Genomic DNA, 21398 nt, shown 5'->3' on the forward strand with positions numbered 1-21398 from the left:
AAAGGGAGCGGAAGCGCGCATTTTACGACAGGCGGGCGGCGGCGTCGCCCGCTGGTGCCAGTCACGAGTTGTGCCATAATGGCTTCATGGAAGCCCTCTCCCTGTCCAATCAGTTCCTGATCGCCATGCCCGGCATGACCGACCCGCTGTTTGCGCGCTCGCTGGTGTATCTTTGCGAGCACGGCGAACACGGCGCCATGGGCATCATCGTCAACAAGCCCTCCGGCATCGCCATGGCCCAGCTGTTCGACCAGATCGACCTGCCGCTGACCGAAGAAGCGCTGCAGGGCGAGCCGGTCTACTTCGGCGGACCGGTGCAGCCGGAGCGCGGCTTCGTGCTGCATATGCCGGTCGGCAACTGGCAGACCAGCCTGCTGGTCACCGACGAGCTGGCACTCACCACCTCCAAGGACGTGCTGGTGGCGGTGTCCGAGAACAAGGGCCCGGACACCATGATGGTGAGCCTGGGCTACTCCGGCTGGTCGAGCGGCCAGCTGGAAGAGGAAATCCGCAACAACGGCTGGCTGACGGTCAACGCCGATCCGCACATCATCTTCTCGCTGCCCGCCGAAGAACGCTACGACGCCGCCATGGCGCTGCTGGGATTCGACCCCACCTTGCTCTCCACCGATTGCGGCCATGCCTGACGGAACCACGCTGGCCTTCGATTTCGGCGAACGTCGCATCGGCGTCGCCATGGGGGAGACGCTGCTCGGCATCGCCCATCCACTCACCACCATCGACACCGAAATCACCGAGCAGCGCTTCGCCGCCATCGGCAAGCTGATCGAGGAATGGCGGCCGGCGCAGTTGGTGGTCGGCCTGCCGGTGCACGCCGACGGCACCGAGCACGACCTGACCCGGCTCTCGCGCCGCTTCGCCAACCGCCTCAAGGGCCGCTTCGGGCTGCCGGTGTGGCTGGTCGACGAGCGCCACACCTCGCTGATCGCGGAAAGCCTGCTCAACGAAGCCGGGGTGCGTGGCCGCAAGCAGAAGCCGGCGCTCGACCAGGTCGCGGCGCAGGCCATCCTGCAGACTTGGTTCGAACAACCGGGCGAAGCGGTGTGATGCGCCTGATCGCGCTCGCGCTGCTGCTGATCGGCGGTGCGGCTTTCGTCTACCTGTGGAAACTGGGCGAGAAGGGGCAGAGCGCCACGCACTGGCCGTCGGCCAGCGGCACCATCGTGGAGAGCCGTCTCGACATCCGCTCCCACAACGGCGGCGACGGCAATCGCGACGACTATCTGCCACAGTTGCGCTACCGCTACAGCGTCGGCGGCGGCGTCCTCGAATCCACCATCCGCCGCTACCCCAACCCCGGCGCGATGCAAAGCCGCGATCAGGCCGAAGCGGTCCTGGCGAAGTACCCGAACGGCGCGGTGGTACGCGTCTACTACAACCCGGAACGGCCGCAGGAAGCCTGCCTGGAGCCTGGGGAGCACTGGACCGCCTGGGCCGGCAAGGCGCTGACGCTGCTCATCGCGGCGGCTGGCCTGGTGCTGCTGCTGAAGGGTGAGGATTAGGCCAGAAGCCAAGCGGACCAAAACGAAACGGGTGCCTCTGGCACCCGTTGTTCATTGATTCAACAACTGCCTCCATGGAAGCTTATTCCAGGAGGCGAGCGAGCCACAGCAGGTTGAGTGTCTGCCGGAGCACAGGAACCGGAATGAACACAGAGTACATGAGGATTCCGCATCGCTGAGCGGCTCTTCAAAAAGAGTCGCACGCAGTCCGCCAGCACTCAAGATGCAAAGGCACAGCCGCCTAATGGGAGAAGCTCAGCGCGAACCCTTGGCGCGTTGTTCCCGCTCCAGCCGCTCCGCTTCGCGCAAAGCCTGGCGCTCCGCCTCGCGCTCGCGCGCCGCCTTTTCCCAGGCTTTCCATTCGTCCGGGCGCTCCAGCGTGATCGGGCCGATGCTGCCGGCGCGGAAATCGGTCAGCACGATCTCGGCGGCCTTCTGGATATTCACCCGCCCGCCGCCCAGCATGGCACCGCGGCGCCTGCCAATCTGCTCCAGCACCTCGAAATCCTGCCAGCCCTCGATATCGCCGACGTTATAGCGCTCCTGCAGCAGCGTGGTGTAGTGCTTCATCAGGTAGCGCAGCAGCTCCAGCACCACCTCTTCCTCGTCCAGCGCGTTGCGGCCGACCGCGCCGCTGGCGGCCAGGTTGTAGCCGCCCTCTTCCACCTCGATCTTGGGCCACAGCATGCCGGGGGTATCAACCAGCTCGAAGTCGTCGGCCAGCAGGATGCGCTGCTGACCCTTGGTGATACCCGGCTCGTTGCCGGTTTTGGCGATGCGCCGCCCGGCCAGGCTATTGATCAGCGTCGACTTGCCGACGTTGGGGATGCCGCAGATCAGCACGCGCAACGGCTTTTCCAGCCCACCACGGTTGGGTGCCAGCGCACGGCAGGCCGACACCAGCTTGGTGACCGGCGCCCGCTCGCCGGCATCCAGCGCGATGGCGCGGGTACCCGGCTTGGAACAGTAGTAATCCAGCCAGACCTGGGTGATGGCCGGATCGGCCAGATCCTGCTTGTTGAGAATCTTCAACGCTGGCTTGCCGCGCGTCATGCGCGCGATCATCGGGTTGGCACTGGACGCCGGCAGACGGGCGTCCAGCATTTCGATGACCACATCGATATCCTTGACGCGCTCGGCCAGATCCTTGCGCGCCTTGTTCATGTGGCCGGGAAACCATTGAATCGCCATGCTGTTACCGTTTCCGTAAGGGGTCCAAAAGGGACGACAGTCCGTTGTGATCGAGTTCGAAGGCCAGCTGCAGCAAGCGGCCGATTTCCCCTTTGGGAAAGCCTTCGCGGGCGAACCAGGCCAGGTAATGCCCGGGCAGATCGGCGATCAGCCGGCCCTGGTACTTGCCGAACGGCATCTGGCGCGTCACCAGCAGGAGAAGGTCGTCGGCATTCATGGCGGCACTCGAACTCGGGGAAGCGCATTGTGCCAAAGAGTGCAGGCACTGACCATGCGCAACATAGAAAACCTGTCTTCAGGGCCTATTCCAGTAGGCAAGTGAGCCAAAGCAGGTTGAGTGCTGCCAGCGCACAGGAACCGCAATGGACACGTAGTCCATGAGGATTCCGAGCACTGCCGGCGCTCAAGATGCGAAGGCGCAACTGCCTAATGGGATAGGCTCTTACAAGGGCATCGGCTTGCCGTCATTGAGATTGAGAAAGCCCTTCACCACACGATAGATCAGCCAGACGTAGACCGCGAACAGGATCACGAAGCCGACCAACAGGAACACCGTCAGGTAGCCCAGCACCAGCCCCAGCAATCCCCACCAGAAGGTGCGCATCTGCCACAGGAAATGGCTCTCGTACAGCGTGCCACGGGTGTCGTCACGCTTGAGGTAATTGATGATGATGGCGACGATCGCCGTCACGCCGACGAACAGGCTCAGCGCCTGCAGGATGTAGACGGCCAGCGTCAGGTTGTTGAGCTTGCGTTCAAATTCGTGGTCGATCAGTTCCATGCGTTTTCCTTGTTTTATCGGATGGCCACCGGCACGCCGGCAAAGCCGTCCCGTCCTGGCCCACGGCCACAGACAGTAGCGCAAGGTAACGCAGCGACGCCAGCCTGAGCGGTTCGGAGCTAGACGCCGACCGCGCTCCAGCGCGCCAGGACCTTGGCCGTCTCGTCGCGGCAGAAGCGGATAACCTCCTCCACCGGGCAGCGCTCAAGCCACAGCGGCAGGCTCGGCCCGGCCACCTCGGTCTGCGCCGCTCCCGTCATCACCGGCACCGCCGGGCGAGACGGCAGCCCCAGCCGTTGCGCCAGCACCGCCAAGCGGCGGTTGGCTTCGTCCAGTTGCGGCAGCGTATCGGCGCTCACCGCGACATGGCTCAAGCCCAGGAGCAGGATGCGCGCCGCCAGCCAGTCGGCCGCATCGCTGAAACGCGCCGGGGCATGGCTGCCGTCGTGTCGGCGACGGGAGGCAGCCAGCAGCATGGCGACGGTGCGGATGCCGGGCAGGCGCGATTCCGCCAGCAGCAAGGTGCCGGGCATGGGCTGGGTGGCGCGCAGTTCGGCCACGCCGTTGGCACCCTCGGACAGCAATTCCACATCCCTTAACAGGGTGATAGCACAGCCTGGCAGGCTCGGCAGGGCCGCGTCGGCGCTAAGCAAGGCATCGTGGCGGGGGTTCATGATCTCGTTCTCCAGTGAAGTCGGGTGACTGCGGTTCTGGAGATCATTTGCCGGGAGCTGAAAAGACAAATGCCGCCTGAACCGCGGCGGCATTTGTCGGGAATCTGGTGTGTTGGTTTGCTTTGTCAGAGCACACACGCCCCTTGGCGCCGCCATGAGCTGCGGTACCAATAAAAATAGACGTAAGAGGTGACAAAGGATTTAAGCATGGTGCCATCATGCCGACAGCCACCTCGCCCTGTCAAGGCGCAAGGGGATAAAAAAACCCGGCATGACGCCGGGTTTGCTGGATTACATGTTCGGGTAGTTGGGCCCGCCGCCGCCTTCCGGCGTCACCCAATTGATGTTCTGGGTCGGGTCCTTGATGTCGCAGGTCTTGCAGTGCACGCAGTTCTGCGCGTTGATCTGCAGGCGAGGTTCGCCCTCCTCGCGGCCGACGATCTCGTACACCCCGGCCGGGCAGTAGCGCGTCTCCGGCGCGTCGTACTGCGCCAGATTGATCTTGATCGGGACGCTCGGATCCTTCAGCTTGAGGTGAGCCGGCTGGTCTTCGCTGTGGTTGGTGTTGGAGATGAACACCGACGACAGGCGGTCGAAGGTCAGCACCCCGTCCGGTTTCGGGTAGGCGATCGGCGTGCACTCGTCCTTGGGCTTGAGGCACTCGTGGTCGGCGTGCTTGTGGTGCAGCGTCCACGGTGCCTTGCCGCGGAACAGGTAGGTGTCCAGCGCCGAGTAGAGCATCGCCGGCCACAGCCCCCAGCGGAACGCCGGGCGGATGTTGCGCACGCGGTAGAGTTCGTCGTAGAGCCAGCTCTGCTTGAACCTGGCGGTGTACGCGCTGGCCTCGACCGCTTGGCCTTCCTGGGCCGTGGCCAGCGCCTCGACGATCGCCTCGGCCGCGAGCATGGCGGACTTCATCGCGGTGTGGGTGCCCTTGATCTTGGGCACGTTTAGGAAGCCGGCGGTGTCGCCGATCAGCACCCCGCCCGGGAAAGTGAGCTTGGGAATGCTCTGCAGCCCGCCTTCGGAGATGGCGCGCGCGCCGTAGGACAGGCGCCGCCCGCCTTCGAACACCCCACGGATCGCCGGGTGGGTCTTGAAGCGCTGGAATTCCTCGTACGGCGACAGGTAGGGGTTCTGGTAGTCCAGCCCGACCACGAAGCCGACCACCACCTGATTGTTTTCCAGGTGGTAGAGGAAGGAGCCGCCGTAGGTAGCGGTGTCCATCGGCCAGCCGGCAGTGTGGGTGATCTTGCCCGGCTGGTGCAGCTCGGGTTTCACCTCCCACAGTTCCTTGATGCCGATGCCGTAGGTTTGCGGGTCGGCGCCGTTACGCAACTTGAAGCGCTCGAACAGGGTCTTGGTGAGCGAGCCGCGACAGCCTTCGGCGAACACGGTCTGCCGGGCCCACAGCTCGATGCCGGGCTCGCCGTCCTGGTCGCCGTTTTTGCCGGTGCCGACGTTGCCGGTAGCCACGCCCTTGACCGAGCCGTCCGGGTGGTAGAGCACTTCGGCGGCGGCGAAGCCGGGGTAGATTTCCACTCCCAGCTCTTCGGCCTGCTGGCCGAGCCAGCGGCAGAAGTTGCCGAGGCTGATGATGTAGTTGCCCTCGTTGTGCATCTGCGGCGGGGTGGGCAGCTGGATCGACTCGGTCTCGGTCAGCAGCAGGAACTGGTCCTTCTGGGCCGGGGTGTTGAGCGGCGCGCCCTTGTCTTTCCAGTCGGGGATCAGTTCGTTCAGCGTGCGCGGTTCGAGCACCGCGCCGGAGAGGATGTGGGCGCCGATTTCGGAGCCTTTCTCCAGCAGGCAGACGCTGATCTCCTGGCCCTTCTCGGCCGCCAGCTGCTTGAGGCGAATCGCCGCGGTCAGGCCGGAAGGGCCGCCGCCGACGATCACCACGTCGTATTCCATGTATTCGCGTTCCACCGCTACTCCTCGCTCATCCGCATGACGTTATTCCAACTCGCCTTAGAAGCGACAACTTTGTCGGCTACGCTCACTTGCCTTCGCCTTAGCTTCGCAGAAACTCGCCCTGACGGGCTTCGTTTTCTCGCTCCTGATGCTGTTTGGAATTCAATGGCGATCATGATGCAATGAATCCAGCCATCCGTCAAAAATCAAACAAGCGTTTAAATTATTCCTGATTGGTGCAGTTGCACAATTGCCTCACCATCATACCCCAGCGCGCCCAGCACCTCGTCGGTGTCGGCACCGAGCTTGGGAGGGGCCCGATGATACTCCACCGGCGTGCCGGACAGCTTGATCGGGCAGCCCACCAGCGGCACGTCCTGGCCGACGCTGTCTTCCAGATGGATTTCCATGCCGCGATGGCGGATCTGCGGATCGGCGAAGGCCTCGGCCACGTTGTTGATCGGCCCGCACGGCACACCGGCCTCGTCGAGCGCCTTGAGCCACTCGTCGCGGCTGCGGGCGCGGAAGGCTTCGGCCAACATCGGCACCAGTTGCTCGCGGTATTGTACCCGTGCCGGGTTGCTTGCGAAGCGTTCGTCATCGGCCAGTTGCGGCTGACCGATCAACTGGCACACCGCGCGGAACTGCTTGTCGTTGCCGCAGGCGAGGATGAAGTGGCCGTCGCCGGCGGTCTTGAACACCTGGTAGGGCACGATGTTGGGGTGGGCGTTGCCCAGGCGCGGCGGTACGGTGCGGCCGACCAGCCAGTTCATGTTGACGTTGGCCAGCATGGCAAGCGAGCAATCGAACAGCGCCATGTCGATGTACTGGCCCTGCCCGGTACGGCTCCTGGCCAGCAGCGCCGCCTGCACCGCGTTGGCGGCGTAGAGGCCGGTGAAGAGGTCGGTCACGGCGACACCGACCTTGTGCGGCTCGCCGTCGGCCGGGCCGGTGATGCTCATCAGCCCGCTCATGCCCTGCACGATGTAGTCGTAACCGGGCAGTTCGGCGTAGGGGCCGTCCTGGCCGAAGCCGGTGATCGAGCAGTACACCAGGCGCGGGTTGAGGCTCTTGAGGCTGTCGTAGTCGAGCCCGTATTTCTTCAGCCCGCCGACCTTGTAGTTCTCCAACAGCACGTCGGCCTCTTCGGCCAACCTGCGCACGATGGCCTGGCCCTCGGGACGGGTGATGTCGACGGTGACTGAGCGCTTGCCACGGTTGGCGCACAGGAAGTAGGCGGCGGTGCCGTCCGGCAGGCTGGGTGGCGCCCACTGCCGGGTGTCGTCGCCCTGGCCGGGACGCTCCACCTTGATCACCTCGGCGCCGAGGTCGGCCAGCAGCTGGCCGGTCCACGGCCCTGCCAATACGCGCGTCAGATCGAGAACCTTGAAACCGGAAAGGGCGCCAGACATTGTTATCTCCTCTGTAAGAACCAGCCCGATTAGGCGGCCGTGCCTTCGCATCTCGAGCGCCGGCGATACTCTGAGCGTGCGAATCCATCGCTGAGCAAATCGAAGATTTGCACGCAGGGATTCGCTCCGCGATCAGGAATCCTCATGTACTCCGTGTACATTCCGGTTCCTGTGCTCGGGCGACACTCAACCTGCCTTGGCTCGCCCGCCTACTGGGACAGGCTCTGCAAACTTGTCATAAAGGTTGGCCGAAACAAGCCGCAACGGACGGTCGGCCATCCGCTCAGGGCTGTCACGGCAGAAAAAAGGGCCCGGACAAGCCGGGCCTCAAGAACAGACAGGAACGACCATGGCCGCCGGGTGGAGCCTCGGCGGCCGCTCCCTATCAGGCAAACGCCTGAATCCCGGTCTGGGCCCGGCCCAGAATCAGGGCGTGCACGTCGTGCGTGCCCTCGTAAGTGTTGACCGCCTCCAGGTTCATCACGTGGCGGATGACGTGGAATTCGTCGGCGATGCCGTTGCCGCCGTGCATGTCGCGCGCGACGCGGGCGATGTCGAGCGCCTTGCCGCAGTTGTTGCGCTTGATCAGCGAGATCATCTCCGGCGCGGCACGGCCGGCATCCATCAGGCGGCCGACTTGCAACGCCGCGGCGAGACCCAGCGCGATCTCGGTCTGCATGTTGGCGAGCTTGAGCTGGATCAGCTGGTTGGCGGCGAGCGGGCGGCCGAACTGCTTGCGGTCCAGCGTGTACTGGCGCGCCGCGTGCCAGCAGAACTCGGCGGCGCCCATGGCGCCCCAGGCGATGCCGAAGCGCGCCTTGTTGAGGCAGCCGAACGGCCCCTTCAGGCCCTTCACGCCCGGCAGCAGGTTCTCTTCCGGCACGAACACGTCGTCCATCACGATCTCGCCGGTAATCGAGGCGCGCAGCGAGAACTTGCCGTGGATCTTCGGCGCCGACAGGCCCTGCATACCCTTTTCCAGCACGAAGCCGCGGATTTCGCCGTCGTCGTCCTTGGCCCAGACCACGAACACGTCGGCGATCGGGCTGTTGGTGATCCACATCTTGCTGCCCTTGAGCTGATAGCCGCCGTCGACCTTGCGCGCGCGGGTCTTCATGCCGGCCGGATCGGAACCGGCGTCCGGCTCGGTCAGGCCGAAACAGCCGACCCACTCGCCGGTCGCCAGCTTGGGCAGGTACTTGTCCTTCTGCGCTTCCGTGCCGTAGGCCCAGATCGGGTGCATCACCAGCGACGACTGCACGCTCATCGCCGAGCGGTAGCCGGAATCGACGCGCTCGACTTCACGGGCGATCAGGCCGTAGGCGACGTGGGAGAGGCCGGCGCAGCCGTGAGTGTCGATGGTGCAACCCAACAGGCCCAGCTCGCCCATCTCGCTCATGATCTCGCGGTCGAAGCGCTCCTCGCGGTTGGCGGTCAGGATGCGCGGCATCAGACGTTCCTGGCAGTAGGCGTGGGCAGTATCGCGCACAATGCGCTCTTCTTCGGTCAGCAGGGTTTCCAGCAGAAGCGGATCTTCCCAGGAAAACGGGGCACGGCTGGTCGGGGCGGCCATTGGCGACTCTCCTTTGCGGTTTCATTGTTCCGCTATGCAGAATTTGGTTTTACTATGTGAAATAGACTAGCAAGCGCCGCGCTGGCTTGTAAAGCGTTTTCTTGGCCGCAACGAGCAGGCAGGCTATGCTTGCCGCGCCAAACCCCACAGGAAGAAGAACACCATGACGGAAGAGCACGACAAGGACAGGCTGTTCGTGACCGCGCTGGCACGCGGCCTGACGGTGCTGTCCGCCTTCCGCTCCGGCGAGAGCGGGCTGTCCAACCAGGAGCTGGCGCGGCGCACCGGCCTGCCCAAATCCACGGTGTCGCGGCTGACCCACACCCTGACCCAGCTGGGCTACCTGAGCCACGAAGCGGACAGCGGCTTTTATCGACTTGGGCTGGCGGTGCTGGAACTGGGCTCGGTGGTGCTGGCGAGCTACGACGTGCGCCGTGCCGCCGCGCCGCTGATGCGCGAGTTCGCGCTGGCGCACAATGTCTCGGTCAGCCTGGCGATGCGCGACGGCAGCGACATGGTGTACCTGGAGACCTGCCGCAGTGCGGCGCGGGTGTCGGTGCAGCTGACGGTCGGTTCGCGCGTGCCGGTCGCCACCACCGCCATCGGCCGCGCTTGCTACGCCGGCCTCGGCGCCACGGAGCGGATGCGGCTGGACGAGGAACTAGCCCGCCGCTACGGCGGCAACTGGCCGCCGATCAAGAACCGCCTCGACGCCGCGCTGCAACAATGCCGCGAGCTGGGCTACACCAGCTCGTTCGGGGAATTCGTGCCGGAGGTGATGGCGATCGGCGTGCCGCTGCCGTCGCCGATTCCGGGCCAGCCGCCGATGAGCCTGAACGCCAGCGGCCCGGCGGCGCTGTTCACCGCGGAGCGCTTCGAGCGCGACATCGCGCCGGCACTGCAGCAGATGGCGCGGCGCATCGCGCCGGGGGCGGCCTGACGCCGCCGGCAGCCACAACACCAGACAAAAAAAAGCGGGCGAACGCATTGCGTTCGCCCGCTTGGTTTGTGGCGGAACGATCAGGCCGACTTGAGCGTGCCGTGCGGATCGATGACGAATTTACGCGGCGCGCCGCCGTCGAACTGGCGATAGCCGTTCGGCGCCTCGTCGAGCGAGATCACGCTGACGTTGACGATCTGGGCGATCGGCAGACGGTCCCACAGGATGGCCTGCATCAGGTTGCGGTTGTACTTCATTACCGGGGTCTGGCCGGTATGGAAGGAGTGCGACTTGGCCCAGCCGAGACCGAAACGGATCGACAGGCTGCCGCGCTTGGCGGCGGCGTCGGTCGCGCCCGGGTCGTCGGTCACGTACAGGCCCGGGATGCCGATGGCACCGGCCACGCGGGTGACTTCCATCAGCGAGTTGAGCACCGTGGCCGGCGCCTCTTCGTGGGCGTGCGTGCCGTGGCCGCGGGCTTCGAAGCCGACGCAATCCACCGCGCAATCCACCTCGGGGGTGCCGAGGATGGCCGCGATCTGCTCGCCCAGCGTGGCGTCGAGCGACAGGTCCACGGTCTCGAAGCCCACTGCACGCGCGTGCGCCAGACGTTCGGGGTTCATGTCGCCGACGATGGTCACTGCGGCGCCCAGCAGACGCGCCGAAGCGGCGGCAGCCATACCGACCGGACCGGCGCCGGCGATGTAGACGGTCGAGCCCGGTTTCACCCCGGCCGTCACCGCGCCGTGGTAGCCGGTGGGCAGGATGTCGGACAGGCAGGTCAGGTCGCGGATCTTCTCCATCGCCTTGTCCTTGTCCGGGAACTTGAGCAGGTTGAAGTCGGCGTACGGCACCATGACGTACTCGGACTGCCCGCCGATCCAGCCGCCCATGTCGACGTAGCCGTAGGCACCGCCGGCACGCGACGGGTTGACGTTCAGGCACACCCCGGTGTGCTGCTCCTTACACGTGGTGCAGCGGCCGCACGCCACGTTGAACGGCACCGACACCAGGTCGCCGATCTTCAGCGTCTCGACGTCGCGGCCGATCTCGATCACCTCCCCGGTGATCTCGTGGCCCAACACCAGCCCGACCTCGGCCGTGGTGCGGCCGCGCACCATGTGCTGGTCCGAGCCGCAGATATTGGTCGTCACCACCTTGAGGATGACGCCGTGGCCGATCGGCCGGCCGCTCGGATCGACCATTTTCGGGTAGCCGATGGATTGCACCTCGACATGCCCTTGTCCCAGATACACCACACCGCGATTGTCGCTCATTGTCTGCCTCCGAATTTTTCGATGGGTTACACGCACGGCGCGGCAAAGCGTCGGCCGGCGCGCTTCGCGACAATAGGCGCGATCGCCCCCCGGCAACGAGACAGAAAACGCCCCACAACGGCCAAAAACCGACATGCGGAAAAATCGGACACCCACGTCTTGCACCGGCCACCACACCGTCGCCGAGCCAGAACGGCGCTTCATGGCAAAACGACAGCGGCCGGCCGCCGCCGCAAACAACCAGGGGCGACAGCGCCCCGCGGGGGTGGCACGGCAGAAAAGCGTTGGGGGGATACAACAGGAAAGGAGGTCAGGCCGGCAGCAGAACGCCCAGCACGAGGCCGGGCGTCTTGTTGCCGTGCGCTTACATCCGGGGAGGGCTGGCCGGTTCACCCTGAATGTAGTGCACCAGCTGGTCGATGGTGAGCTGTTGCGCTTCGAGGGTGGCGTGCACCAGGTCGCCGATCGAGACCACACCCAGCACTTCGCAGCCCTCCATCACCGGGAGGTGGCGAATGCGCTTCTCGGTCATCAGTGCCATGCATTCGTCCACGGTCTGCTCGGGGGTCACGTACACCACGCGGCTGGTCATGATCTCGCGCACGTGGGTGCCGGCCGAAGTCCGCCCCTGCAACACCACGCGGCGGGCGTAGTCGCGCTCGGAAAAGATGCCGTGCACGTCGCAGGCGTGCATCACCAGGACCGCCCCGACGTTCTGTTCGGCCATGACCTGCAGGGCCTGGAATACCGTGGCGTCGGGACTGACGAAGATCAGTTGCCGGTTGGGCTTGCTGTCGAGCAATTGTCGTACGGTTTGCATGCGATCCCCCTTTGCAGACGTTTGGACCTGTTGTTCCAATTCGCCTTAAACACGATAACTTTGTCGGCGGCGCTACGCGGGGGCCTTGCCGTACTATCTGTACTGTCCGTGGCCCCGCTCACTTGCCTTCGCGTTCTCGCGTCTAATGCTTTTTGGAACTATGCCTCCACTATAGATGATCCGGAACGAATAGCTGCCCAGCCGCGCTTACTTGGCGCGGATCATGGTGCCGACGCCGGCGTCGGTGAGGATTTCCAGCAGCAGCGCGTGCGGGACGCGGCCGTCGATGATGTGCACCGAGTTGACGCCGTTTTTGGCGGCGTCGAGAGCGGAGCTGATCTTGGGCAGCATGCCGCCGTGGATGGTGCCGTCGGCGAACAGGGCCTCGACACTCTCGGCAGTCAGCCCGGTCAGCAGCTTGCCGTTCTTGTCCAGCACGCCCGGGGTGTTGGTCATCAGCACCAGCTTCTCGGCATTGAGGGTTTCGGCCAACTTGCCGGCCACCAGGTCGGCGTTGATGTTGTAGGCCTCGCCGTCGCTGCCGACACCGATCGGCGCGATTACCGGGATGAAGTCCTGCGAGTCGAGCAGCGACACCAGCGCCGGATCGATCACGTCGATTTCGCCGACGCGGCCGATGTCGATCTGCTCGCCCTCGCCCTCGCCCTTGAGGAACAGCTTGTGGGCGCGGATGAAGTGGCCATCCTTGCCGGTCAGGCCCACGGCCTTGCCGCCGTGCTGGTTGATCAGCGAGACGATCTCCTTGTTGACCTGGCCGCCCAGCACCATTTCCACCACGTCCATGGTTTCCTGGTCGGTAACGCGCATGCCCTGGATGAACTCGCCGTGCTTGCCGACGCGTTCCAGCATGTCGTTGATCTGCGGGCCGCCGCCATGCACCACCACCGGGTTCAGGCCAACCAGCTTCAGCAGCACCACGTCCTTGGCGAAGTCCTCCTTCAGCTTGTCGTCGGTCATCGCGTTGCCGCCGTACTTGATCACGATGGTCTTGTCGTTGAAGCGGCGGATGTAGGGCAGCGCCTCGGCGAGGATGAGCGCCTTTTCGGTGGCGGATACGGTCACGTGCGGTCTCCTGGGTAAGGGGATACGGGAAGTGTTGCATTGTAATCAATCACGTTGCTGAACTGTTATTTATTAATTGCCGGCTGCCCCCGCATCCAGTACATTTGCATTCCACTACTGAACAGCTATTCAGCAACCACCATGACCGAACCCACCCTGCCGCGCTGGCAGCGCAAGAAAGACGCCCGGCCGTCGGAAATCCTCGACGCGGCGCTGAGCCTGTTCGTCGAGAAGGGCTTTCGCGCCACCAAGATGGAAGACATCGCGCGCGCCGCCAACGTCACCAAGGGCACGCCCTACCTGTACTTCCAGAACAAGGAAGAAATCTTCAAGGCGGTGATCCAGGTCAACCTGTCATCGCGCTTCGCCGAATTCGCCGAGATCGAACGGCAGCACAGCGGCAGCGCCGCCGAGCTGTTGCAGCAACTGATGTTCAAGTGGTGGGACGAGGTTGGCTGCACCGAGCTGGCGGGCATCTGCAAGCTGGTGATCGCCGAGGCCACCAACTTCCCCGAACTCGCGCAGTTCTACGCCGCCGAGGTGATCCAGCCCAGCCTCTGCATGGTCGGCCGCATCCTGCAGCGCGGCATCGCCAACGGGGAATTCCGCGCGGTGCCGATCGAGAGCGCCACCGACGCCCTGCTGGCGCCGCTGGTGCTGGCGATGACCTGGGCGCATTCGTTCGGCAAGGTGGTGCCGGAAGGCGCCGGCTATTCCTACAAGAATTCGCGCCATCATCTGGCCGAGGCCCTCGACCTGGTCCTCAATGGCCTGTGCGCCCCCAGTCATAACAACAACTAAGCAAGGCCCAACACGATGAAGACACCTCACTCTCGCTGGCTCCTCACCGCCGTGGCGGTGCTCGGGCTCGCCGCCTGTGCCAAGGAGGCGACAGTACAGGAAGAGATCCGCCCGGTACGTTACGTCACCGCCGGCGACAACGCCTCCCAGCCTGGCGCCCGCTTTGCCGGCGACATCCGCGCCCGGCAGGAAACGCCGCTGGCCTTCCGCGTCGGCGGCAAGATCGCCCAGCGCCTGGTGAATGCCGGCGAGCGGGTGAAGAAGGGGCAGCTCCTGGCCCGGCTCGACGCCAGCGACTACGAACTCGACCTCACCGCCAAACAGGCCCAGCTCGCCGCCGCCCGCTCCGACCTCACGCAGCAGGAGGCCGACCTCAGGCGCTCCCAGGAACTGCTGGGCAAGCAGTTCATCAGCCCGGCCCAGGTCGAGCGCCAGCAGAACGCCGTCAACGCCGCGCGCGCCAAGCTGCAGCAGGCCCAGGCCCAGCTCACCGGCAGCCGCAACCAGAACGCCTACACCACGCTCGTCGCCGACGCCGACGGCGTGATCGGCAGCGTCAGCGCCGAGGCCGGCCAGGTGGTCGCCGCCGGCCAGCCGGTGCTGAGGCTGGCCATGGATGGTCCGCGCGAAGTCGCGATCCAGGTGCCGGAGAACGCGCTGGCGGCGCTGCGTGAAGCCAAGGCGCTGCAGGTGAAGCTGTGGGCCGACGGCCAGACCTTCAACGGCAGCTTGCGCGAGCTGTCGGCCGACGCCGACCCCGCCACCCGCACCTACGCCGCGCGCATCAGCCTCGACGGTGCCAACGCCGGGCTGGCGCTGGGCATGAGCGCGACCGTGACGCTGCCGGCGCCGGACAGCAACCGTAACCTGCAGCTGCCGCTCTCCGCCCTGCTCGACCAGGACGGCCGGCACTACGTCTGGGTGATCGATCCCAAGAGCCACAAGGTTGGCCGAAGAGAGGTCAGCGTGCAGGGCATCGACGACAGCGTTGCCCGCGTCAGCGGCGCGCTGAAAACCGGGGAACAGGTGGTGAGCGCCGGCGTGCACCTGCTGCGCGACGGCCAGCAAGTCCGCCTGCTCCAGCCTTGAGGTGTCCGCCATGAAACAACGACTCAACCTGTCCGAGTGGGCGCTCAAGCACCAGGCGCTGGTGCTGTACCTGATGATCACCCTGATGCTGGCCGGCGCCTGGGCCTATACCCAGCTGGGGCAGAAGGAAGACCCGTCGTTCACCTTCAAGGCGATGATGGTCAAGGTGGTGTGGCCCGGCGCCAGCGCCAGCGAGATGGAACAGCAGGTCACCGACAAGCTGGAACAGAAGCTGCAGGAGCTGGACGGGCTGGAATACGTCAAGAGCTTCACCAAACCCGGTGAGGCGCAGCTGCTGCTCAACCTGCGCGAAGGCATCGCGCCGGACAAGGTGCCGGAGCAGTGGTACCAGGTGCGCAAGAAGCTCGGCGACATCCGCCAGAACCTGCCCGCCGACCTGAAAGGCCCATTCTTCAACGACGAATTCGGCGACACCTTCGGCAACATCCTCGCCTTCACCGGCGACGGCTTCAGCGCCGAGGAGCTGCGCCGCTACGCCGACCGCACGCGCCAGGAAGTGCTGCGCCTGCCCGACGTCGGCAAGGTCGACATCGTCGGCGAACAGCCGGAGCGCCTCTACGTCGACCTCTCCACCAGCCGGCTCGCCACGCTGGGGCTCGACACCCGCACCATCTGGAACGCGCTGGCCGAGCAGAACGCGGTGACGCCGGCCGGGGTGTTTGAGACCGCCGGCGAACGCATCTGGGTGCGCCCGAGCGGCGCCTACGGCACGCTGGAGGCGGTGCGCAATACCCCGATCACGGTGAACGGCCAGAGCTTCCGCCTCGCCGACATCGCCACCGTGCACCGCGCCTTCGTCACCCCACCCGGCTTCAGCATGCGCTTCAACGGCAAACCGGCGCTGGGGCTCGCCATCAGCATGAAGGACGGCGGCGACGTGCTGCGCCTGGGACGCGACCTCGACCAGTTGCTGGCACGCGTCAAGGCGGCGCTGCCGCTCGGCGTCGAGATCGCGCCGGTGTCGGACCAGCCCAAGGTGGTGGGGCACTCGATCAGCGAGTTCATGCATTCGCTGATCGAGGCGGTGGTCATCGTGCTGGCGGTGAGCTTCTTCAGCCTGGGCTGGCGCTCGGGCGTGGTGGTGGCGCTGTCGATCCCGCTGGTGCTGGCGATGACTTTCCTCGCCATGTACTTCTTCAACATCGACCTGCAGCGCATCTCGCTGGGGTCGCTGATCATCGCGCTGGGCCTGCTGGTGGACGACGCCATCATCGCGGTGGAGATGATGGCGCTGAAGCTGGAACAGGGCTGGAACCGCTACCAGGCGGCCACCTTCGCCTACACCAGCACCGCCTTCCCGATGCTCACCGGCACGCTGATCACCGCCGCCACCTTCCTACCGGTGGGGCTGGCCAAGTCCAACGCCGGCGAATACGTGTTCAGCCTGTTCGCCGTGGTCGGGCTGGCGCTGGTGCTGTCGTGGGTGGTGGCGGTGATCTTCACCCCCTACCTCGGCTTCAAGTTGCTGCCGACGTTCAAGGCCGAGGGAGAGCACGCCGACGTCTACCACAAGCCGTTCTACCGGCGCTTTCGCAGCGTGCTGGAATGGTGTCTCGACCACCGCAAGAGCGTGATCGCCGCCACGCTGGCGCTGTTTCTGCTGTCGCTGGGGGCGTTCAGGCTGTTCGTGCCGCAGCAGTTCTTCCCCTCCTCCAACCGCGTGGAACTGCTGGTCGACCTGTGGCTGCCGCAGGGCGCCAGCTACCAGGCCACCGAGCGCGAGACGAAGAAGCTGGAGGCGATGTTCGCCCATCACCCCGGCGTCGACAGCATCACCAGCTACGTCGGCGGCGGCTCGCCGCGCTTCTACCTGCCGCTCGACCAGCAGATGCCGCACCTCAACTACGCCCAGCTGATGGTGATGACCCGGGACGAGAAGGTACGCGAAACGGTCAAGCGCGACCTGGAGCGCGCCTTCGACAGCGACTTCCCCGCACTGCGCGGACGCGTGATCCGGCTGGAAAACGGGCCGCCGGTAGGCTATCCGGTACAGTATCGGGTGATGGGCGAACGCCACGAGGAAGTGAAACGCATCGCCGCGCGGCTGGAAGCGCTGCTGCGCAGCCAGCCCGGCACGCGCCAGGTCAACAACGACTGGGGCGAGCAGATCAAGTCGCTGCGCCTGGTGATCGACCAGGACCGTGCCCGCGCCCTCGGCGTGTCGACCCAGAGCCTGGGCCGGCAACTGCAGCTGTTGATTTCCGGCGCCGCTGTGACCGAGTTGCGCGAGGGCGACCGCACCATCACCGTCGAGGCGCGCCTCAACCCGGCCGAGAAGACCGACGTCGCCGGCCTGGGCAACCTGATGGTGCAGGCCGCGAACGGGCGCTTCGTCCCGGTGTCGCAGCTGGCACGCATCGAGTACCAGCCGGAGGAGAGCATCATCTGGCGCCGCAACCGGCTGCCGACGGTGACGGTACGCGCCGACACCGCCGACGGCGTGCAGGCGGCGGACGTGGTGCAGGCGCTGGCTCCCCGTCTCAAGCAGCTGGAAGCCACGCTGCCGCTGGGCTATCACATCGAGATGGGGGGCTCGGTCGAATCCAGCGTGAAATCGCAGCAGGCCATCGCCAAGGTGGCGCCGCTGATGATCGTGGTGGTGCTGACCCTGCTGATGTTGCAGCTGCAAAGTTTCCAGCGCACGCTGATGGTAGTGCTCACCGCGCCGCTCGGCATGATCGGCGTGACGCTGACGCTGATCACCTTCCGTGCCCCGTTCGGCTTCGTGGCGATGCTGGGAGTGATCGCGCTGTCGGGCATGATCATGCGCAACTCGGTTATTCTGGTGGACCAGATCGAGCATGACATCGGCGAGGGCATCGAGCGCTGGGAGGCCGTGGTCGGTTCCACCCTGCGCCGCTTCCGCCCCATCATGCTGACCGCGCTGGCGGCGATCCTGGCGATGATTCCGCTGACGCGCAGCACCTTCTGGGGGCCGATGGCGGTGGCGATCATGGGCGGGCTGCTGGTGGCCACGGTGCTGACCCTGCTGTTTCTGCCCGCGCTGTACGCGCAGTGGTTCAAGGTGCAGCGTGCCGCGCCGCGTGCGCAGGACCACGTCGCGCGCGCCACGGCGGGGACGCCCGGCACCGCACCGCAGCCGGCAGGCGCCGAGGCATGACGAGCATGACACGCCTCGGCCGGGAAGCCGCCCGCCACGCCGTTACCGGCGCGGCGGCCCCGAACCAGAACGACATCATCCGGAACAGGCTCCGGCAACAGCCTTTGACGAGAACAGCAATGACATCACGCATCCGTACCCTGACCGCTCTGCTGATCGCCGCCGCGGCGCTGCCGGCCCAGGCCTTCGACCTGATGGAGGCCTGGCAGCAGGCGCGCGGCTACGACGCGTCCTTCGCCGCCGCCGGCTACGACCGCGACGCCGGCCACGAAAAAGCGCCGCAGGGCCGTGCCGGGCTGCTGCCGCAGGTGGCGCTGAGCGCCGACTACAGCCGCACCAACCTGATCCAGCCCTCCGTCGCCGGCGGCAATTTCACCACGCACGGCGTCGGCGTGCAGCTGACGCAGCCCGTGTTCGACGTCAGCAAGTACACCGGCTACCAGAAGGGCAAGACCAGCAGCGCCCTGGCCGACACCCGCTTCGCCGCGAGCGAGCAACAGCTGATCGTCGACGTGGCGCAGGCTTACTTCAACGTGCTGCTGGCGCAGGACACGCTGGCCTCCACCCAGGCCACCAAGAAGGCCTTCGCCAGCCAGCTGGAGCAGGCCAAGACCGCGTTCGAGGTCGGCACCGCCACCATCACCGACACCCACGAGGCGCAGGCCGGCTACGACGGCGCGGTGGCGCAGGAAATCCTCGCCGAGAGCGATCTCGAGATCAAGCGCAACGCCCTGCGCCGTCTCACCGGGCTCGATCCGCTCGCGGTGCAGGCCGTCACGCCGGCGCTGCCGCTGGATCAGCCGACCAACGTCGATCTCGACGGCTGGATCGCCCAGGCACTGGCCAATAACCTCGACATCAAGGCACAGGAGCAGAACCTGGCGCTGGCCAGCCAGGATCTGACCGAGAAGCGCGGGCAGCGCCTGCCGGTGGTGTCGCTCACCGCCGGCTACAAGGACAACACCGACAACAGCACCCTCCCCGCGCACACCCGAGCGTCCTCGGTCGGGCTGCAGCTGACGCTGCCGCTGTACGCCGGCGGCGGCATCAACTCGCGGGTGCGCGAGGCGGCGGCCAACGAGAACAGCGCCAAGGACAAGCTGGAAGCGACGCGCCGCCAGGTGCGCGAGCAGGTGCGCCAGGCCTATCTGGGCGTCACCAGCGGGGCGGCCCTGGTCAAGGCGCAGCAGCAGTTGCTGGTCTCGGCCAAGAGCAAGCTCGACTCCACCCGGCTCGGCAAGGAGGTCGGCGTGCGCACCAACCTCGATCTGCTGCAGGCCGAGCAGGAGTACTACAACGACCAGACCCAGCTGGCCAAGGCACGCTACAACTACCTGCTCGCCAAGCTGCAGCTGGCGCAGGCCGCCGGCCAGCTGGGGCCGCAGCAGCTGGCCGAGGTCAACGCCTACATCGTGCGCTGAGCCTCACCCGGCGTGCCGGCGCCGGCACAGCGCGATGCCCCGCTTTGTTTAGCACCACCAGGCATGTTGGCCTGGTCCTGCCCCTCGCCACCGCCTGCGTGCCTGCGCCGTGGCACGATCCAAGCACAGCCCGGCCGGCTTGGCTCAGATCCCGTTTTATCCCTGCCGAAACAAATGCTTACGATTCACCTCACACCCTCCGGCCGGCTCCCTCCGGCCGGTTTTCTTTGGCGGCAGCGCAACACTCGCGCCGTCCTGCCGTTTAATTTATTAAGTACAACGTAGCTTTTTAATAAACACCCGTCTAGAATTTGCTCAACCCGTGCTGCTCGCCGGGCCCAGACCGATTCAGCAGAGCGGCCCACGACGACGGCGCACGCCGCTATCGCCGCAGGGCCCCCGGCATGGACCCGTAGAGACCACCCCACTCAGCCCGACACACAGGCACAGAACACAGGAGAGACCTCATGAGCAACCAACAACTGCAGCAACGCAAAGCCGCCGCCACTCCGCGCGGTGTCGGCGTGATGTGCGGCTTCTACGCCGAACGCGCCAAGAACGCCGAGCTGTGGGACGTGGAAGGCAACCGCTACATCGATTTCGCCGGCGGCATCGGCGTCCTGAATACCGGTCACCTTCACGACAAGGTGCAGGCTGCCGTGGCTGAACAGTTGAACAAGTTCAGCCACACCTGCTACCAGGTTGTCCCCTATGAGCTCTACGTCGAGGTGGCCGAGCAGCTCAACGCCCTGACCCCGGGCGACTACGCCAAGAAGACCGCGTTCTTCTCCACCGGCGCCGAGGCCGTGGAGAACGCCATCAAGGTAGCCCGCGCCGCCACCGGGCGCTCCGGCGTGATCGCCTTCGGCGGCGGCTTCCACGGCCGCACCATGATGGGCATGGCGCTGACCGGCAAGGTCGCCCCGTACAAGATCGGCTTCGGCCCGTTCCCGGCCGACATCTACCACGGCCTCTACCCGAATGCGCTGCACGGCGTGTCGATCGCCGACTCGCTGACCAGCCTCGAGCGTCTGTTCAAGTACGACATCGAGCCGTCGCGCGTCGCCGCCATCATCTTCGAACCGGTTCAGGGCGAAGGTGGCTTCGTGCCGGCCCCGACCGAGTGGGTGAAAGCCCTGCGCGCGCTGTGCGACCAGCACGGCATCCTGCTGATCGCCGACGAGGTACAGGCCGGCTTCGCCCGTACCGGCAAGCTGTTCGCGATGGAACACTTCGGCGTGGCGCCGGACCTGATGACGCTGGCCAAGTCGCTGGCCGGCGGCTTCCCGCTGGCCGCGCTGGTGGGCAAGGCCGAACTGATGGACGCGCCGGCCCCGGGCGGGCTGGGCGGCACCTACGCCGGCAGCCCGCTGGCGCTGGCCGCGGCCAAGGCGGTGATTTCCGTGATCCAGGAAGAGAAGCTGCTGGAGCGCGCCAACCGTCTGGGCGAGGAACTGAAGGAAAAACTGCACGGTCTGAAACAGGCCGTGCCGCAGATCGCCGAAGTGCGTGGTCTGGGTGCGATGATCGCTGTCGAATTCAACAAGCCGGGCAGCCACGAGCCGGATGCCGAGTTCACCAAGAAGGTGCAGCAGAAGGCGCTGGAATCCGGCCTGATCCTGCTGACCTGCGGCACCTACGCCAACGTGGTACGTTTCCTGTTCCCGCTGACCATCGAGGACAGCGTATTCCAGGAAGCGCTGGCCAAGCTCGACGCCGCCCTGCGCGCCTGAGCCGCCCTGCCCTTCGGCCAACCTGTC

19 protein-coding genes are annotated in these 21398 nt (G+C 65.8%); 9 read left to right on the plus strand and 10 right to left on the minus strand.

What is annotated here, in order from left to right; translation table 11 throughout:
* Positions 1 to 86: 86 nt before the first annotated feature.
* From FURADRAFT_RS18025 to FURADRAFT_RS18035, 3 genes are read left to right on the plus strand one after another with little or no spacing between them, the layout of a single operon-like run.
* The gene (locus FURADRAFT_RS18025) at positions 87 to 647 is read left to right on the plus strand and encodes a YqgE/AlgH family protein (RefSeq protein WP_008955610.1); all 561 of its coding nucleotides are present in this window, start codon (positions 87 to 89) and stop codon (positions 645 to 647) included.
* Positions 640 to 1068 carry a Holliday junction resolvase RuvX gene (gene ruvX, locus FURADRAFT_RS18030; protein WP_008955611.1) on the plus strand — a complete coding sequence of 143 codons (429 nt, stop codon included), beginning with the start codon at positions 640 to 642 and terminating at the stop codon, positions 1066 to 1068. Before FURADRAFT_RS18025 ends, ruvX begins: the two co-directional genes overlap by 8 nt.
* Complete coding sequence (locus FURADRAFT_RS18035) at positions 1068 to 1523, plus strand: DUF3592 domain-containing protein (protein WP_008955612.1); 456 nt, start codon at positions 1068 to 1070, stop codon at positions 1521 to 1523. Before ruvX ends, FURADRAFT_RS18035 begins: the two co-directional genes overlap by 1 nt.
* Before the next feature lie 255 nt (positions 1524 to 1778).
* Here the strand turns inward: FURADRAFT_RS18035 and ylqF are convergent, their stop codons facing one another.
* The 7 genes from ylqF to FURADRAFT_RS18070 form a co-directional block, all read right to left on the minus strand.
* Positions 1779 to 2714, minus strand: coding sequence for a ribosome biogenesis GTPase YlqF (gene ylqF / locus FURADRAFT_RS18040; protein WP_008955613.1), 936 nt, complete (start codon positions 2712 to 2714; stop codon positions 1779 to 1781).
* A 4-nt stretch (positions 2715 to 2718) separates the two neighbouring features.
* Positions 2719 to 2931, minus strand: coding sequence for a DUF3820 family protein (locus FURADRAFT_RS18045; protein WP_008955614.1), 213 nt, complete (start codon positions 2929 to 2931; stop codon positions 2719 to 2721).
* A 225-nt stretch (positions 2932 to 3156) separates the two neighbouring features.
* Positions 3157 to 3495, minus strand: a complete 339-nt coding sequence (locus FURADRAFT_RS18050; protein WP_008955615.1) for a DUF4870 family protein — start codon at positions 3493 to 3495, stop codon at positions 3157 to 3159.
* A 119-nt stretch (positions 3496 to 3614) separates the two neighbouring features.
* A complete protein-coding gene (locus FURADRAFT_RS18055; protein WP_008955616.1) occupies positions 3615 to 4169 on the minus strand; it encodes a hypothetical protein in 555 nt (184 codons plus the stop codon).
* Between the two features lie 291 nt (positions 4170 to 4460).
* The gene (locus FURADRAFT_RS18060; RefSeq protein ID WP_008955617.1) at positions 4461 to 6080 is read right to left on the minus strand and encodes an electron transfer flavoprotein-ubiquinone oxidoreductase; all 1620 of its coding nucleotides are present in this window, start codon (positions 6078 to 6080) and stop codon (positions 4461 to 4463) included.
* A 218-nt stretch (positions 6081 to 6298) separates the two neighbouring features.
* A complete protein-coding gene (locus FURADRAFT_RS18065) occupies positions 6299 to 7492 on the minus strand; it encodes a CaiB/BaiF CoA transferase family protein (protein ID WP_008955618.1) in 1194 nt (397 codons plus the stop codon).
* Between the two features lie 385 nt (positions 7493 to 7877).
* Entirely contained in the window at positions 7878 to 9065 is a 1188-nt protein-coding gene (locus tag FURADRAFT_RS18070; protein WP_008955619.1) for an acyl-CoA dehydrogenase, read from the minus strand.
* A 163-nt stretch (positions 9066 to 9228) separates the two neighbouring features.
* On the opposite strand from FURADRAFT_RS18070, the gene FURADRAFT_RS18075 reads away from it, so the two are divergent.
* Entirely contained in the window at positions 9229 to 10005 is a 777-nt protein-coding gene (locus FURADRAFT_RS18075; protein WP_008955620.1) for an IclR family transcriptional regulator, read from the plus strand.
* A gap of 80 nt (positions 10006 to 10085) precedes the next feature.
* Here the strand turns inward: FURADRAFT_RS18075 and fdhA are convergent, their stop codons facing one another.
* From fdhA to argB, 3 genes are all read right to left on the minus strand, one after another.
* Positions 10086 to 11282: a formaldehyde dehydrogenase, glutathione-independent gene (fdhA, locus tag FURADRAFT_RS18080; protein WP_008955621.1), complete on the minus strand. Its 1197-nt coding sequence runs from the start codon at positions 11280 to 11282 to the stop codon at positions 10086 to 10088.
* A 364-nt stretch (positions 11283 to 11646) separates the two neighbouring features.
* Positions 11647 to 12102: a CBS domain-containing protein gene (locus tag FURADRAFT_RS18085; protein WP_008955622.1), complete on the minus strand. Its 456-nt coding sequence runs from the start codon at positions 12100 to 12102 to the stop codon at positions 11647 to 11649.
* A gap of 207 nt (positions 12103 to 12309) precedes the next feature.
* Positions 12310 to 13185, minus strand: coding sequence for an acetylglutamate kinase (gene argB, locus FURADRAFT_RS18090; RefSeq protein ID WP_008955623.1), 876 nt, complete (start codon positions 13183 to 13185; stop codon positions 12310 to 12312).
* A 141-nt stretch (positions 13186 to 13326) separates the two neighbouring features.
* Between argB and FURADRAFT_RS18095 the strand changes: the two genes are divergently transcribed.
* From FURADRAFT_RS18095 to gabT, 5 genes are all read left to right on the plus strand, one after another.
* Positions 13327 to 13986, plus strand: a complete 660-nt coding sequence (locus FURADRAFT_RS18095; RefSeq protein WP_008955624.1) for a TetR/AcrR family transcriptional regulator — start codon at positions 13327 to 13329, stop codon at positions 13984 to 13986.
* A gap of 15 nt (positions 13987 to 14001) precedes the next feature.
* Entirely contained in the window at positions 14002 to 15075 is a 1074-nt protein-coding gene (locus FURADRAFT_RS18100; RefSeq protein WP_008955625.1) for an efflux RND transporter periplasmic adaptor subunit, read from the plus strand.
* 10 nt (positions 15076 to 15085) lie between these two features.
* Positions 15086 to 18217, plus strand: coding sequence for an efflux RND transporter permease subunit (locus tag FURADRAFT_RS18105; RefSeq protein ID WP_008955626.1), 3132 nt, complete (start codon positions 15086 to 15088; stop codon positions 18215 to 18217).
* A gap of 119 nt (positions 18218 to 18336) precedes the next feature.
* Entirely contained in the window at positions 18337 to 19638 is a 1302-nt protein-coding gene (locus FURADRAFT_RS18110; protein WP_040653207.1) for a TolC family outer membrane protein, read from the plus strand.
* 467 nt (positions 19639 to 20105) lie between these two features.
* On the plus strand, positions 20106 to 21371 hold the full coding sequence (gabT, locus tag FURADRAFT_RS18115; protein ID WP_008955628.1) for a 4-aminobutyrate--2-oxoglutarate transaminase: 1266 nt from the start codon (positions 20106 to 20108) through the stop codon (positions 21369 to 21371).
* Positions 21372 to 21398: the final 27 nt, after the last annotated feature.

This window comes from Pseudogulbenkiania ferrooxidans 2002 (assembly GCF_000174355.1).
GTDB classification, from domain to species: Bacteria; Pseudomonadota; Gammaproteobacteria; order Burkholderiales; family Chromobacteriaceae; genus Pseudogulbenkiania; species Pseudogulbenkiania ferrooxidans.